Raw genomic sequence first — 13,525 nt, 5'->3', positions numbered from 1 at the left:
CCCTCCCCGCAAGGGGGAGGGAGACGAAAACACTGGCTTCTCAGTCTGCGTCTCCCTCCCCCTTGCGGGGAGGGAGCAAGGGTGGGGGTCCACAGCCACCGAACCCAGAGCTACCCCGCCAAGACCGGCCGCATGGCCAGCGCCAATAAAATCAACAGCGCCCGGTGGGGCTGTTCGATGTCCCGGGTGCCGTCCATCAGCTTGAGGACGATGCCGGCTTCGGGATGTCCACTCTCCGCCACATAGGGCCGCAGCGCCTGCAGCGCACGGAAGGCGGTGCCGGTGCTGCCGGAGCTCAGCGCCGCGGCGGCTTGCATCAAGAGGCGGGAATGCTCCTCGTTGGAGCGTTTGCGGAGGCTGTCGCTCAGCCGGCCGAACAGGCCCGGCAGGCGATAGCCGAGCACTTTCTCCTCATGCCGCCACTCGCGCGAAAAGCTCTCCTCCCAGTCGAGGATCTTGGCCAGCGCCAGGAGCACCACCTTGCTGCGCGGCTCGCCGACCATGCTCACGGCATCGCCGGCCAGTTCGCGATAGACCTGCAGCAACCCATCGACGCTCTGGCTGTCGCGGAACTTGCCGAGGGCCGAGACCGCGGCGAGCCGCACATCGATCTCCGGGTCGTCGGCCAGCAACTGGCGAATGCGCGGCAGGTGCCTCATGTCGCGGATATCGCCCAGGGTGCGGGTGGCGCGGGCGCGCAGCAGCGGATTGGGACTATCGAGGAACCGGGCGATGGCGTCACCGCTCTGCGTCGCCTTGATGCGGCCGAGCGAATTGAGCGCCGCATATTGCAGCTCGACCAGCCCGTCATAGGCGAGCATCGATTCGAGCGCCCGCACCACCGCGGGGCTGGGTGGCAGGTGGCCGAGCGACTGGATGGCCTCGTGCCGCACGTCGAACGAGGGGTCACTGAGCGCCGCGATCAGCTCTTCCTTGACCAGCGCGCTGCGGGTCTTGCCGAAGCCGTAGGCAAGGTCGCGGCGGCGCTCTTCCGACGTGAGCGCGCCATAGCGGTGAATGCCCCAGAGCGCGCTCAGCGGCCGGCCGCGGCCGAACTGGCCGAGGAAATCGCGCACCCCGGTGGCGCCCTCTTCCTTCAGCATGGCGAAGGTGATGGCGGAAATCACCACCATCACGGCGCTGAGCGCGAACAGGGTTTCGAAATTGCCCAGCGTCACGCCGGAGACGACGATGCTGTTGCTGGCGAGCAGTTCGAGCAGCCAGCCGGCGAGGAAGGCGGCGCCACCGCCGATCAGGCCGTCGGTCATGTAGGCGAGCGTCATGTAGCTCTCCTTCTTGGCCGGCGGCACGTAGTTGAGCATGTAGATGCCGCCCACAGAGATGGCGCTCTGGAACAGCATGCCGAAGACGAAGAAGATCGCCCCGACGATGAAGATGGTGCCGGGCGTGTCCCTGGTGACGAACATCAGGGCAATCAGCATCGCCACCTGCAACGCCTGCAGCGTGATGCGGATGGCGCGGGTGCCGTAGCGATCGACGAACCAGCCCGACGCGACGCTGCCGAGCGCGGCGCCGACCGGGATGAACGCCGCCATCAGCACGATCTGTCCCGAGGAGATACCGAGCCGTTCGCGGAAGAACAGCAGGATGAACAGGTTGATGACGGTGTAGACGAGGAACTGCGTGCCCGAGGAGACGAGATAGAGCAGGAAGTTGCCGTCGCGCAGCGGATCGCGCATGGCGCGAATCGAGTCGAGTCCACGGGCCGAACCGGGACGCGGTTTGCCGCCGCCGAGCCCGAACAGGGTCGACGCGGCGATGACTCCCAGCACCAGTCCGATGGCAAAGACCGGAAAGAAGCGCTCGATGCCGTGCTGGCCATCGAGCCAGAGCTGCACCAGGACTGAACCCACCAGCGCCACCGGCAGGTAGGCGAGCGCAATGCCGCCGGTCAGCCGGCCGCGGATGAAGCTCGGCATGTATTCCTGCGACCAGGGCCAGATCGCGGTTTCCGCGAGGGTGCGGAAGATCGAAAAGCCCAGCATGGCCGCGAACAGCACCCAGAACACCATGTCGGGGTTGCCTTGGAACAGCGGCGCCACGAGGATCAGCGACAGGCAGAGATAACGGGTGAGCGAGGCATAGCCGGCGACGCGGCGATGGCCGAAGGCCATGACGATGGGCAAGAACGCCACGGCAATCACCTGCACGAACGGCATGATACCGCCAATGAGCCCGATGCGGTCTTTCGGCACGCCCAGCTCCGCGGCGAACAGCGCCAGCGGCGAAGTAACCGTGCAGAGCAGCGCTGCCGCGGTGATGATGTTGAAGGCGTAAAGATAGGGAATGCGCCGGATCTTGTCGAAATCCGACTGCTGTTCGTACTCGGCCGCAGCCGCGCCCATGCCTTCTACACGCGACACGTAAATCCCTCTCGCCCGACTCGCCCTATCCTCAAAGCGCGATCCGATAGCCCTTGATCACATACTGGCTTTGCTCGAAGCTCCAGCAGGCGGCGTAGATTTCCCCGTTCTGAAGATGCAGCAGCGAGGGCTGGCCGAATTTCAGGCTGCCGAACTGCTTCTTGATATCGGCGGAGTTGCTGCCCATCGAAGCATCGGCGAACAGGTTGAGTTCTTCCTCCACCTTGAAACCCTGGCTGAGATCGACGCGGCGGACGATCAGTCCCACCGGCGCTTCGCGGTGCGAATGGATGGTGAGCAGTTTGTCGCCGCCAAGCGGCAGGAGGTTGGAGGCCTGGCCGCGAATGCCGGTGTCGATCGCCGGCTCGAAGGTTTCGCCCCCGTCGTGCGAGAGAACGATATGGTTGGCGAGGTTGGCGCCCGCCGCATTGTCATAGGCCCAGAAGATCACTGCGACACGACCGCCGCCGAGGTCGGCGATGCGGCTTTCCCAGGTCGAGACGTTACCGAGCGGCGAGCGATAGAACTCGGAGAGTTTACGCCAGCCTTTGCCATTGTCGTCGCTGGCGATGATCCAGCCCGCATGACCGTCCTTGCCGAGATGGAACGGCGCGGTGGCGGCGATGATGCGGCCCGAGGCGAGCTGGATGGCGGGGCCGGAAAGCTCGAGCGGCTGGCCGTCGATGTCGAAATAATCAGGGACACTCCAGCTGCGGCCACCATCGGATGAGGTGCTCGTCTTGTTACGCAGCGTCAGCAGCTTGAAGGTGTCGGGATCGACTACCGGGGTGAGCGGTGTCGGGCGGACGAACACATAGCCGGTGGCGAGGAGCGAGCCGTCCTGGAGCAGCAGCGGCTTGAAGCTTTCGGACTCCTCGGGCTGCACTTCATGGTCGCTGAGCCGCACCGGAGCAGACCAGGTGCGGCCGCTGTCGGAACTGCGGCTGACATGGGCGCGGGCATCGGCGGCATCGAAGGCCTGGCCGATGGTGAAGATGGCAACCAGTTCGCCATTCGCCAGTTGCACGATCCCTGGAAAGGTCGCCTGCCGGCTGACCAGCAGCGGGTCGGGATTGGCAAAGATGGTGATCTCTTCAAGACGCTGCATCGAAAACTCCGGTCAGGCGAAAGGATTGGACCAGTGGCGATACTGGCCGGGGGTCTTGCCGCGCCGCTTGCGAAAGGCGGCGGCGAGGGTGGCGGCATGGCCGTAGCCGACTTCGGCAGCGATCTCGGCCAGCGATTTGTCGGTTGAGACCAGCAGCTCTTCGCTGCGGGTGAGGCGAAGCTCCCGCAGGTGTTCGCCGGCAGAAGTGTGCCGCGCCTTGCGATGCATGGCGCGCAGCGCGCTTTCGGAAATGCCGAGCAGTGCCGCCACGTCGGCCAGGGTGCGCATGCGATGGAGGTTCTGCCCGGCCTGGGTCCAGGCGATGGTCAGCCTGTCTTCGTCGGCGGTCGGGGGAGCGGTCGCGCCGGACAGATCGAAACCGTCGAGCAGGCTCAGCAGCAGGCGCCGCCGCCGCGGCAGCTCTTCGGGGTGGTTGCGGCGGGCGAGATGCATGGCAAGGCGGATGAGGTTCTGCAGATGCAGCGCCTCGTCCGGATTGGGCAGCGCATAACCGGGCCGCTCCGGCTCGCCAGGTAGCACAAAATGGCAGATCGAGGCGGTGGCGAAGGCGCCGAGCGTCATGCCCCGAAACTGCGTGCCCGGCAGGATCAGCACGCCCGCTGGCGCCACCAGCTCGAGCTTGGCCCCCAGCTCGGGAAAGCCGATGGCGACGCGCCCCTCGTGCACCCAGAACAGATCGTGGAATGGCCATTGTACAGGTCCGATCGGCATGCGGCGGTTGATCCGACCGAAACGGTGGTCGCGCAGCTCGAGTTGATCGGTCTCACAGGACATGGCGGCTCGCCAGTGCCGGCTGGCGGCGGCAATCGGATTTCCTAATGTCATGCCGATCCTCGCGGGTGACGAGCGGCCCGCGTTGGCTTTTCATCGAACAGGGCCGCAGTGGCCTTGAGGAGAGGAACGCAGCATGATCGCCGCAATGAGCATTCCGCATAGCCAGCTGAAGGCGGATTTCGACCGCGACGGCTACATCGCCTTCCGGCCGCTGTTCGACGCGGCCCGCATGGCCGAGATCAACCGGGAGCTCGACCGGTTCCTGGTCGAGTGCGTGCCGCAGATGAGCGAGACCGAGGTCTATTACGAGGACAAGGCGAACCGCTCGACGGTCAAGCAGATGATGTACCTCGAAAAATACGACAGTTACTTCAAGACGCTGCTCAGTGACGGGGTGATCAAAGAGCTGGCCGAAACGGTGCTGGGCGAAGCGGCGATCGCGCAGAACATGGAGTATTTCAACAAGCCGCCGGGGATCGGCAAACAGACGCCCCCACATCAGGACGGCTATTATTTCAAGATCGCGCCGCCCAAAGCGATCACCGGCTGGCTGGCGCTGGAGCCGGTCGATGACGAGAACGGGTGCCTGCAATATGTGCGCGGCTCGCACGCCTTCGAGGGCTGGCGTCCGCACGGACGCTCCGAGATCCTCGGCTTCTCGCAGGGGATCACCGATTTCGGCACCGAGCACGACGTCGCCAATACCGTGGCGCAACCGGGCCCGGCCGGGATGCTGCTGATGCACGACTGCAAGACGGTGCACTGGGCGAGCCCGAACCGCTCGCCGACCCGTTCGCGCCGCGCCCTGGGCTTCGTCTATTTCGGCGTCAGCGCCAAAGCCGACGAAGAGATGAAACGGGCCTACCAGGCCAAGCTCGACGCCGAGCTGAAAGCGGCCAACAAGATCTGACGGCTCGCCCGGATGGTGCGGCTCAAGCCGTGCCATCCGCCCCGTCCTCCCGGCGCGCGCCTCGATCGTCAACCTCGCCCGGTCGCGCCTTGCGCGCCACCGCCCCTCGGCGCCGCATCGGCGCAGAATATGTTACTATAATAACATGGTTATGGGGTCAAACACTGGTGGGCGCTTAGGTAACGCCATCGACAAACACTGTGGCTCACCCCTCATCCGGCGCTACGCGCCACCTTCTCCCCGATGGGGAGAAGAATCCTGCGACGCCGGCGAGCCACCCCTTATTCCTCTCGCCGTCGGGGAGAGGGTGGATCGGCCGTAAGGCCGAGACGGGGGAGGGGAGCGACCGCAGCCCTCACGCGCCGAAGGCCGGCGCGAATTTGAGCTCGCCGCGCGGCCTCGGGCCGGACAGCACCAGCCGTTGCACCAGTCGACGGTCGAGATCGCCATAGGCCAGGAGCCCGTCGCTCTCGAACCCGGCGCGGCTGTAAATTTCGGGGTTGCCGATCAGCGCGACGCCGGCGGCGCCCTGTTGGCGCAACAGCTCCACCCCCCGGGCGATCAGCGCCTTGCCGATGCCCTGGCGCTGACGGTCGGCGCGGACCGAAATCGGACCGAGCCCGAACCAGCCGGCATGAACGCCGTCGATGGTGACGGGAGAGAAGGCGATGTGTCCGACGATCGCACCATGGTCCTCTGCCACCAGCGACAGCGTCAGGTCGCCGGCGGCGCGCAGCGCCTGGATGATCGGCGCTTCGGTGCCGCTGCTGAACGGCATCGGCGCGAACGCCTCCAGGGTCAGCGCATGGATCGCCTCATCGTCCGCCGGCAGTTCGGCTCGAATCTTCACATGCACCTCAAGAGGTTGGGGAGACCGATATTTCTCGCTGCGCTCCAATCACGCAATCCCCATCCGTTCGGATGGGGTCCCTCCCCCACCCGGCTATGGTACGGATATCGGTCCACCGGCTCGTCCGGCGGTTCATTGCTTGAAAGGACAATAAGTGAAGCTCGAATCCATCGCGCTCCATCACGGTTACAAGGCGGAGGAAACCACCAAGGCGGCGGCGGTCCCGATCTACCAGACCACCTCGTACACCTTCGACAACACCCAGCACGGCGCGGACCTGTTCAACCTCGCGGTCCCCGGCAACATCTACACCCGCATCATGAACCCGACCACGGCGGTGCTGGAGCAACGTGTCGCCGAGATGGAGGGCGGCATCGCGGGCCTCTGCGTCGCCTCGGGCATGGCGGCGATCACCTATGCAATCCAGGCCATTGCCGGCGTCGGCGACAACATCGTGTCGATCAGCCAGCTCTATGGCGGAACCTACAACCTGTTCATGCACTCGTTCCCGCGCCAGGGCATCGAGGTACGGATGGCCGACCAGGGCGATTTCGAGGGGCTGGAAAAGCTCATCGACAAGAACACCAAGGCGGTGTTCTGCGAGTCGATCGGCAACCCGGCCGGCAACGTCGTCGACATCCAGCGGCTCAGCGAGATCGCGCATCGGCACGGCGTGCCGGTCATCGTCGACAACACGGTGGCGACTCCCTACCTCTGCAAGCCGTTCGAATTCGGCGCCGACATCGTGGTGCATGCGCTGACCAAATATATCGGCGGGCACGGCAATTCGATCGGCGGCATCATCGTCGACTCGGGCAAGTTCGATTGGAAAGCCAACAAGGAGCGCTTCCCGATCCTCAACGAGCCCGATCCGTCCTATCACGGGGTGATCTATACCGAGGCGCTGGGGCCGGCCGCCTATATCGGGCGCTGCCGCGTGGTGCCACTGCGCAATACCGGCGCGGCCCTGTCGCCGCACAATGCCTTCCTGTTCCTGCAGGGGCTCGAAACGCTGGGGCTGCGGATGGAGCGCCACTGCGAGAACGCCGAAAAGCTCGCGGCCTGGCTCAAGCAGCATCCCAAGATCAACTGGGTGAACTACGCCCAGTTGCCGGACAGCAAGTACAATGCGACGGCGAAAAAGATCACCAAGGGTAAGGCCTCGGGCATCATCAGCTTCGGCATCAAGGGCGGCGCTGCCGCCGGTTCGCAGTTCATCGACGCGCTGCAGATGATTTTGAGGCTGGTGAACATCGGCGACGCCAAGTCGCTGGCCTGCCACCCGGCCTCGACCACGCACCGGCAGCTCGGGCCCGAGGAACTGGCCAAGGCCGGCGTGTCGGAAGACCTGGTCCGCATCTCGGTCGGCATCGAGCACATCGACGACATCATCGCCGATGTCGAGCAGGCGCTGGCAAAGGTCGCCTGAACCTACCACATACCCCGCCGGCGCGCCCGACGCGCCGGCGGCTCCGAAAGGCCCATGACGTGACTGCTCCCGAAGGCCCTCGCCTCCACCCGACCGGCCGATTGATCCCACCCGATCTCGACGAAGCCATGGTGACGGCGGTGGTCGAGACGTTCTACGGCAAAGCGCGGCGCGACGAGGTGATCGGGCCGGTGTTCAACCGGGTGATCCCCGAGGCCGACTGGCCTGCGCATTTGAAGACCATCGCCGACTTCTGGAGTTCCATGCTGCTGGGCAGCGGCCGCTATTACGGCCGGCCGATGCCCAAGCACATTGCCATCCCCGAACTCTCCGACCGGCATTTCGCCCGCTGGCTGAAGCTGTTCCGCGAGACGGTGGAAGAGCTCTGCCCGCCGGAGATTGCAGCGTTGTTCCTCGAACGCGCTGAGCGCATCGGCTACAATTTCCGCCTGCGCATCGCGCAGTTCCGCGGCGAGGATCTCGGGCAGGTGAAGCCGATCCGGGCGGGTGACGAGGCGCCCGAGCAGGCCTGATACGTGCGCTCGGCGCGGGACAGCGCTCAGTTTCTTACCTGGCGGTTGACCGACCCCCACCCCTGTCCCCTCCCCCTGAGAGGGAGACCAGAACGCTGGCTTCCGAGTACGTGTCTCCCTCCCCTTGTTTAGGGGGAGGGATCAAGGGTTGGGGTCGGCTCGCGCCGGAAGATCTGTTGGGGGGAAAGGCACTCTGTCTGCGCGTTCCTGAAATGCTTCAGAAGAACGCCAAAGGCCCCTCGCCGGGTTCGATCGGCACGTGATGGGTGACCATGCCCACGTCCGGCCGCCAATGGTGCAACAGCAGTGCCGGCGGTTCGACGAACGAGGCGGGCTCGGCGCCGGGCGCCAGCCGTAACGCGATGGCGGTGGTGGTGCTCGGGGCGATCTGCAGCAGGGTCCCGCCGAAGCGCAGCGACATGTGGCGGTGAACATGGCCACAAAGCACCCGCTCCACCACCGGATAACGGGCGACGATGGCCTCTAGCCGCTCGCCGTTGAAGCAGCGATAGGCGTCGATGAAGCCGATGCCGGTTTCGATCGGCGGCTGGTGCAGCATGATCAGCGTGGGCCGATCCGGCTCGGCAGCCAGCGCCGCTTCCAGCCAGCCGGCGGCGGCAGCGTCGAAATCGCCGTGATGCTGGCCGGGCACGCTGATATCGAGCCCGATCACCCGGACCGGACCATGATCGCCGGCGACGAAATGCAGCGGGCCGGCGGCCGGCAGGTAACCGGCATCGGCGAAGGCTGCCCGGAACGCTTCGCGCTCGTCGTGATTGCCGGGAATGGCGAGCACGGGCTGACGAATGTCAGCCATCAGCAGCCGGGCGAGCCGGTATTCCTCGGGCGTCGCGTGCTCCGTGACATCGCCCGAGATCAGCACCAGCTCGGGCGAGGGATCGAGCGTCGCCAGCCGGCGGATGGCGGCAGCGAACATGGCGTTGGAATCGACCAGCCCCTGGTACAGCGTGCCGGGGGCGCACAGGTGCGGATCGGAGAGCTGGGCGATCAACATCGGCCGCTCAACCCTTGACGAAATCGAACAGCACGCGGCGCAACTGGGGGACGTCCTCGGCCTCGAGCGCGGCGGCAAGCGCGGCAAGCGCGGTCGTCAGGTCGTCGGTGGGGCGCCCGCTGCGTGGGGCGCGCAGGATCTTGGGCTGGCTGGTGCGGACGGCGTTGGCGGGATCGAAGAACAGCTCCTCGGTCAGTTTCTCGCCCGGACGGGCGCCGGTTTCGACAATCGCGATGTCGCCGCTGGGATTGGCGGCCGACCTCACCGACAGGCCGGCGAGGCGGATCATGTTCTCGGCGAGGTCGCGGATGCGCACCGGCTGGCCCATCTCGAGCAGGAAGATATCGCCGCCCTCGGCCATGGCGCCGGCCTGCACGATCAGTTCGGCCGCTTCGTGGATCGACATGAAGTAGCGGGTCATGCGGCTGTCGGTGAGGGTGACCGGCCCGCCGGCCGCTATCTGCTCGCGAAACAGCGGCACGACCGAGCCGTTGGAGCCGAGCACGTTGCCGAAGCGGACCGAGCAATAGCGCAGGCCACTGCCCTTGCCGTAGTGGCGGACGATCAACTCGGCCCAGCGCTTGCTGGCGCCCATGACGCTGGAGGGGCGCACCGCCTTGTCGGACGAGATCAGCACGAAACGGGCGACCCCAGCGGCGACCGCTGCCTCCACCAGCACCCGGGTGCCGATGACGTTGTTGCGCACCCCCTCGAGCGGATTGGCCTCGACCAGCGGAACGTGCTTGTGCGCCGCGGCATGGAAGATCACCTCGACGCCCTGCTGCACGAGCGTACGGCGCACCAATGCGGCGTCGGCGATCGAGCCGAGAATCGGGACGATCTCGACATCGGCAAGGGTGCGCAGATGGCGATCGATCTCGTAGAGCGCGAACTCGTTGGCCTCGAGCAGCACCAGCTTTCTGGGCGCCCGCTGCACGATCAGACGGGTCAGTTCCGAGCCGATGGAGCCGCCGGCGCCGGTGACCAGAATCACCCGGTCGGCGAGGATTTCGCGCATCAGTTCGGGGTCGGCCGGCACGGCGGAGCGGCCCAGCAGATCGTCGATGTCGATCTCGCGCAACTGACTGATCAGGTATTTGCCGGAGACCAGGTCGGTAATGGCCGGCAGCGCCCGGATCTTGATCGGGTGGTGATTGAGTTCGGCGACGATCTGGGCGCGGCGGGTGGCCTCGGCGGAGGGGATCGACAGGATCACCTCGCTGACGCCGCGGTTGCGGATCAGCTCGCCGAGCTTGCTCGGCGGATCGACGCGGATGCCGGCGACGTCACGCCCCCACAGGTTGGCGTCGTCATCGAGGAAGGCGACGACATAGCTGGCGCGGTGGGCCCTGAGCGCTTCGGCGAGTTGCGTGCCGGCCGAGCCGGCGCCGTAGATCACCACGCCACCGCCGTGGCCGACCTGACGCTCGGGAAGCCAGAGCAGCGCCTTGGCGAGAAAACGCGAGCCGGCGACCACCACGGTGCCGAAGATGAAATAGAACAGCGGCACGGTGCGCGGGAAAATTGCCAGCCGGGTCGCCTCGGCGAGAAACAGGGCGAACACCCAGAGCAGCGTTGCCAGCATCATCGCCTGGATGATGGTCCACAAGGCTCGCTCCGGCAGGTAGCGGATGACGGCGCGATAGAGCCCGAGGCGAATGAAAACCGGAACGGCGAGCACCGGCGCCAGCAGCATCAGCAGCAGGTGCGCATTGGTCGGCGTGAAGGAGCCGCCCAGGCGAATGGTGAAGCTGAGCCACAGCACGCCGAGCAACGCCAAGGTGTCGAAGCCGATCAGGATGGCCTGCTTCCAGCGGCGGGGCAAACCGCTCAGCCCGTCGCGAAGCTTGCTCAACGTCATCTATAGAAAACCCACCCGCAACGGGCCGCGTGGCCAGCTGCCCCCCGGTTTTGTAACGATGCCGGCCAGTCTTTCCAACGCCTTTATGCTATGGCATCACAGCCCAAATCGCCGAACCAGGATTTCGACATGACGATCAGACTGCACCGGGGCGACCTGCCCGACCTCTCGCGCTATGGCCGGGAGGTGGCGATCGACACCGAAACCATGGGGCTCGACCCGCGCCGCGACCGGCTTTGCGTAGTGCAGCTGTCGCCGGGCGACGGCAGCGCCGACGTGGTGCAGATTCCGCAGGACCTGAAGGAAGCGCCGAACCTGGTCAAGCTGCTGAGCGACCCGGCCGTCACCAAGATCTTCCACTATGCGCGCTTCGACATGGCCGTGCTGAAGCACCGCTTCGGCATCGTCACCGGCCCGGTCTACTGCACCAAGATCGCTTCGAAGCTGGTGCGCACCTATACCGACCGGCACGGCCTCAAGGACCTGGCGCGCGAACTGCTCAATATCGACATGTCCAAGCAGCAGCAGAGCTCGGACTGGGGCGCCGAGAAGATTTCCGAGGCGCAGCTCGATTATGCCGCGTCGGACGTGCTGTACCTGCACGACCTGAAGCGCCATCTCGACCGCATGCTGCGTCGCGAGGGGCGGACGGAACTGGCCCAGGCCTGTTTCGAATTCCTCAAGCACCGGATCGATCTCGACCTGATGGGCTGGGACGAGACCGACATCTTCGCCCATAGCTGATGGCGTCGCTGGCCGCCCCACTGGACGATCGCGCCGCGTTGTACCGGCGGCTGATGCGGCGCAACCGGCTGGTCGGGCTGTTGCGCTGGCTGGTCCCGGCGGCCGGGGTGGCGCTGTTCATGGGTCTGCTGGTGATGATCGTCATCGACAATCTCGGCCAGAACTTCGGCTACTCCAACATCCGGATCGACCGCGACAACCTGGTGGTGGAAACGCCGCGGCTCACCTCGACCGGCGATGACGGTACGCTCTACGCATTGTCGGCCCGCGCCGCCAAGGTGGCGCCGACGCAGACCGACCTGATCGACATGGAAGACGCCGTTTTCACCATGACGCCGCCGACGGGCGCGGCGATGCAGGCGGTGGCGGCGGCGGCTCAGTTCCAGACCAACGATCAGTTGCTGAACGTGCCGGGCGTCGCCCGGGTCACCAGCACCGAAGGCCTCGACGGCACGCTCGAGGGGGTGTTCGCCGACCTGATGAACTGGAAGCTGGTGGCGAGCGGCAATGTCGACATCACCATGCCGGGCGGCTCGCACATCGTCTCGGACGGCATGACCTACGACCGCGAGACCGGCATCTACACCTTCAAGAACGCCAGGGTGACACTGGGCGCGACTCCGGGGGAAACGGAATGAAGCAGCTTATCGCCGCCATCGTGGTCACGATGGCACTGTCCGTTCTGGCGGCGCAGGCGGCCGAGCCGGTGAACGTATCGGCGGACGACTTCACCATCGACCAGACCAGCAACTCCGCTACGTTCGCCGGCAATGTGGTGATCACCCGCACCGGGCTCAAACTGTGGGCCGACAAGGTGCTGGTGCTCTACGGCAGTGGCGGGCAGAGCGATATCGACAGCCTGACCGCTACCGGCAACGTCCGGATCAAAACCGATAGCCAGGACGCCACGGGCGCCAAGGCGACCTTCGATCCCGACACGCTGATCCTCAAGCTCAGCGGCAACGTCACGGTGGTCAACGCGCAGGGCAAGCTCAACGGTCCGGAGCTCACCATCAACCTCAAGACCAACAACTCGGTGTTCAAAGGCAACAAGGGGGGCCGGGTCACCGGTGTCTTCACCCCGCAATGACCGAGGCGGAGACAACGACGACCAGAACCGCGGTCGACCAGACCGGCTGGCTGGTGGCGCACGGGCTCAACAAGAGCTTCGGCAAGCGCACCGTGGTCGAGAACGTCAGCCTGGCGGTGCGGCGCGGCGAGGCAGTGGGCCTGCTCGGCCCGAACGGCGCCGGCAAGACCACGGTCTTCACCATGATCATGGGGCTGGTGAAGCCCGACAAGGGCAAGATCCTGGTCGACGGGCGGCCGATCACGAACCTGCCGCTGTTCCAGCGCGGGCGGCTCGGCATCGGCTACCTGCCGCAGGAAAGCTCGATCTTTCGCGGGCTCAGCGTCGAAGGCAACATCCTGGCGGTGCTGGAAGGACATGTGCCGAGAAAGGCCGACCGAATGGTGCGGCTCAATGAGCTGCTGTCCGAGTTCGGCATCGGCCACATCGCCAGGTCCAACGCCATGGCGCTGTCGGGGGGCGAACGGCGGCGTGTCGAGATCGCCCGGGCGGTGGCCACCGACCCGCTGTTCATGCTGCTCGACGAGCCCTTCGCCGGCGTCGATCCGATCGCCGTCAGCGAAGTGAAAACACTGGTCAAGCACCTCACCCGGCGCGGCATCGGCGTCTTGATCACCGACCACTCGGTGCGCGAGACGCTGTCGCTGGTCGACCGCGCCTATGTCATCCACGAGGGCCACGTGATGATCCAGGGCAAGCCGGAGGTGATCGCCGCGGATCCGGAGGCCAGGCGGGTGTATCTGGGCGATACGTTCGAGGTTTGAGGGGCATGGCGAGGAGCCAGGGTCGACCGGCCGCACCCTACT

General features: G+C 65.8%; 13 protein-coding genes. 7 read left to right on the top strand and 6 right to left on the bottom strand.

The window, feature by feature from the left end:
• Window positions 1–110: 110 nt before the first annotated feature.
• The 3 genes from APS40_RS13255 to APS40_RS13245 are packed head-to-tail and all read right to left on the bottom strand — an operon-like array spanning window position 111 to window position 4,338.
• Complete coding sequence (locus APS40_RS13255; protein WP_156342933.1) at window positions 111–2,384, bottom strand: MFS transporter; 2,274 nt, start codon at window positions 2,382–2,384, stop codon at window positions 111–113.
• Window positions 2,385–2,415: 31 nt separating this feature from the next.
• Complete coding sequence (locus APS40_RS13250; protein WP_055047502.1) at window positions 2,416–3,492, bottom strand: sialidase family protein; 1,077 nt, start codon at window positions 3,490–3,492, stop codon at window positions 2,416–2,418.
• A gap of 12 nt (window positions 3,493–3,504) precedes the next feature.
• The gene (locus tag APS40_RS13245) at window positions 3,505–4,338 is read right to left on the bottom strand and encodes a helix-turn-helix transcriptional regulator (protein ID WP_082434381.1); all 834 of its coding nucleotides are present in this window, start codon (window positions 4,336–4,338) and stop codon (window positions 3,505–3,507) included.
• An 82-nt stretch (window positions 4,339–4,420) separates the two neighbouring features.
• Between APS40_RS13245 and APS40_RS13240 the strand changes: the two genes are divergently transcribed.
• Window positions 4,421–5,197, top strand: coding sequence for a phytanoyl-CoA dioxygenase family protein (locus tag APS40_RS13240; RefSeq protein WP_197279323.1), 777 nt, complete (start codon window positions 4,421–4,423; stop codon window positions 5,195–5,197).
• A 355-nt stretch (window positions 5,198–5,552) separates the two neighbouring features.
• On the opposite strand, the gene APS40_RS13235 is transcribed toward APS40_RS13240, so the two are convergent.
• Entirely contained in the window at window positions 5,553–6,047 is a 495-nt protein-coding gene (locus APS40_RS13235) for a GNAT family N-acetyltransferase (protein WP_055047500.1), read from the bottom strand.
• A 154-nt stretch (window positions 6,048–6,201) separates the two neighbouring features.
• Here APS40_RS13235 and APS40_RS13230 point away from each other — a divergent pair, with 154 nt between their 5' ends.
• Both APS40_RS13230 and APS40_RS13225 read left to right on the top strand, forming a co-directional pair.
• Window positions 6,202–7,476 carry an O-acetylhomoserine aminocarboxypropyltransferase/cysteine synthase family protein gene (locus APS40_RS13230; protein ID WP_055047499.1) on the top strand — a complete coding sequence of 425 codons (1,275 nt, stop codon included), beginning with the start codon at window positions 6,202–6,204 and terminating at the stop codon, window positions 7,474–7,476.
• Window positions 7,477–7,577: 101 nt separating this feature from the next.
• Window positions 7,578–8,009, top strand: a complete 432-nt coding sequence (locus tag APS40_RS13225; protein WP_236884103.1) for a group III truncated hemoglobin — start codon at window positions 7,578–7,580, stop codon at window positions 8,007–8,009.
• Window positions 8,010–8,226: 217 nt separating this feature from the next.
• Here the strand turns inward: APS40_RS13225 and APS40_RS13220 are convergent, their stop codons facing one another.
• Complete coding sequence (locus APS40_RS13220) at window positions 8,227–9,024, bottom strand: phosphodiesterase (RefSeq protein ID WP_055047497.1); 798 nt, start codon at window positions 9,022–9,024, stop codon at window positions 8,227–8,229.
• Between the two features lie 7 nt (window positions 9,025–9,031).
• Complete coding sequence (locus tag APS40_RS13215) at window positions 9,032–10,885, bottom strand: polysaccharide biosynthesis protein (protein ID WP_055047496.1); 1,854 nt, start codon at window positions 10,883–10,885, stop codon at window positions 9,032–9,034.
• Between the two features lie 129 nt (window positions 10,886–11,014).
• On the opposite strand from APS40_RS13215, the gene APS40_RS13210 reads away from it, so the two are divergent.
• From APS40_RS13210 to lptB, 4 genes are read left to right on the top strand one after another with little or no spacing between them, the layout of a single operon-like run.
• Window positions 11,015–11,629 (top strand): ribonuclease D, encoded by a 615-nt coding sequence (locus APS40_RS13210; RefSeq protein WP_055049660.1) that lies wholly within the window; start codon window positions 11,015–11,017, stop codon window positions 11,627–11,629.
• On the top strand, window positions 11,629–12,267 hold the full coding sequence (lptC, locus tag APS40_RS13205; protein ID WP_055047495.1) for an LPS export ABC transporter periplasmic protein LptC: 639 nt from the start codon (window positions 11,629–11,631) through the stop codon (window positions 12,265–12,267). Before APS40_RS13210 ends, lptC begins: the two co-directional genes overlap by 1 nt.
• Window positions 12,264–12,719 (top strand): lipopolysaccharide transport periplasmic protein LptA, encoded by a 456-nt coding sequence (gene lptA, locus APS40_RS13200; RefSeq protein WP_055047494.1) that lies wholly within the window; start codon window positions 12,264–12,266, stop codon window positions 12,717–12,719. The genes lptC and lptA overlap by 4 nt, the downstream gene beginning before the upstream one ends.
• Window positions 12,716–13,483: an LPS export ABC transporter ATP-binding protein gene (gene lptB / locus APS40_RS13195; protein ID WP_055047493.1), complete on the top strand. Its 768-nt coding sequence runs from the start codon at window positions 12,716–12,718 to the stop codon at window positions 13,481–13,483. The genes lptA and lptB overlap by 4 nt, the downstream gene beginning before the upstream one ends.
• Window positions 13,484–13,525: the final 42 nt, after the last annotated feature.

Source organism: Devosia sp. A16, from assembly GCF_001402915.1.
GTDB lineage: Bacteria > Pseudomonadota > Alphaproteobacteria > Rhizobiales > Devosiaceae > Devosia_A.
This window is presented reverse-complemented; position numbering and strand designations above follow the sequence as displayed.

Bases quoted from the DNA above. Each gene is read 5' to 3' on its own strand.
- APS40_RS13250 (WP_055047502.1), bottom strand. From the start codon at position 3,492: ATGCAGCGTCTTGAAGAGATCACCATCTTTGCCAATCCCGACCCGCTG.
- APS40_RS13245 (WP_082434381.1), bottom strand. From the start codon at position 4,338: ATGACATTAGGAAATCCGATTGCCGCCGCCAGCCGGCACTGGCGAGCC.
- APS40_RS13240 (WP_197279323.1), top strand. From the start codon at position 4,421: ATGATCGCCGCAATGAGCATTCCGCATAGCCAGCTGAAGGCGGATTTC.
- APS40_RS13220 (WP_055047497.1), bottom strand. From the start codon at position 9,024: ATGTTGATCGCCCAGCTCTCCGATCCGCACCTGTGCGCCCCCGGCACG.
- APS40_RS13215 (WP_055047496.1), bottom strand. From the start codon at position 10,885: ATGACGTTGAGCAAGCTTCGCGACGGGCTGAGCGGTTTGCCCCGCCGC.
- APS40_RS13210 (WP_055049660.1), top strand. From the start codon at position 11,015: ATGACGATCAGACTGCACCGGGGCGACCTGCCCGACCTCTCGCGCTAT.
- lptC (WP_055047495.1), top strand. From the start codon at position 11,629: ATGGCGTCGCTGGCCGCCCCACTGGACGATCGCGCCGCGTTGTACCGG.
- lptA (WP_055047494.1), top strand. From the start codon at position 12,264: ATGAAGCAGCTTATCGCCGCCATCGTGGTCACGATGGCACTGTCCGTT.
- lptB (WP_055047493.1), top strand. From the start codon at position 12,716: ATGACCGAGGCGGAGACAACGACGACCAGAACCGCGGTCGACCAGACC.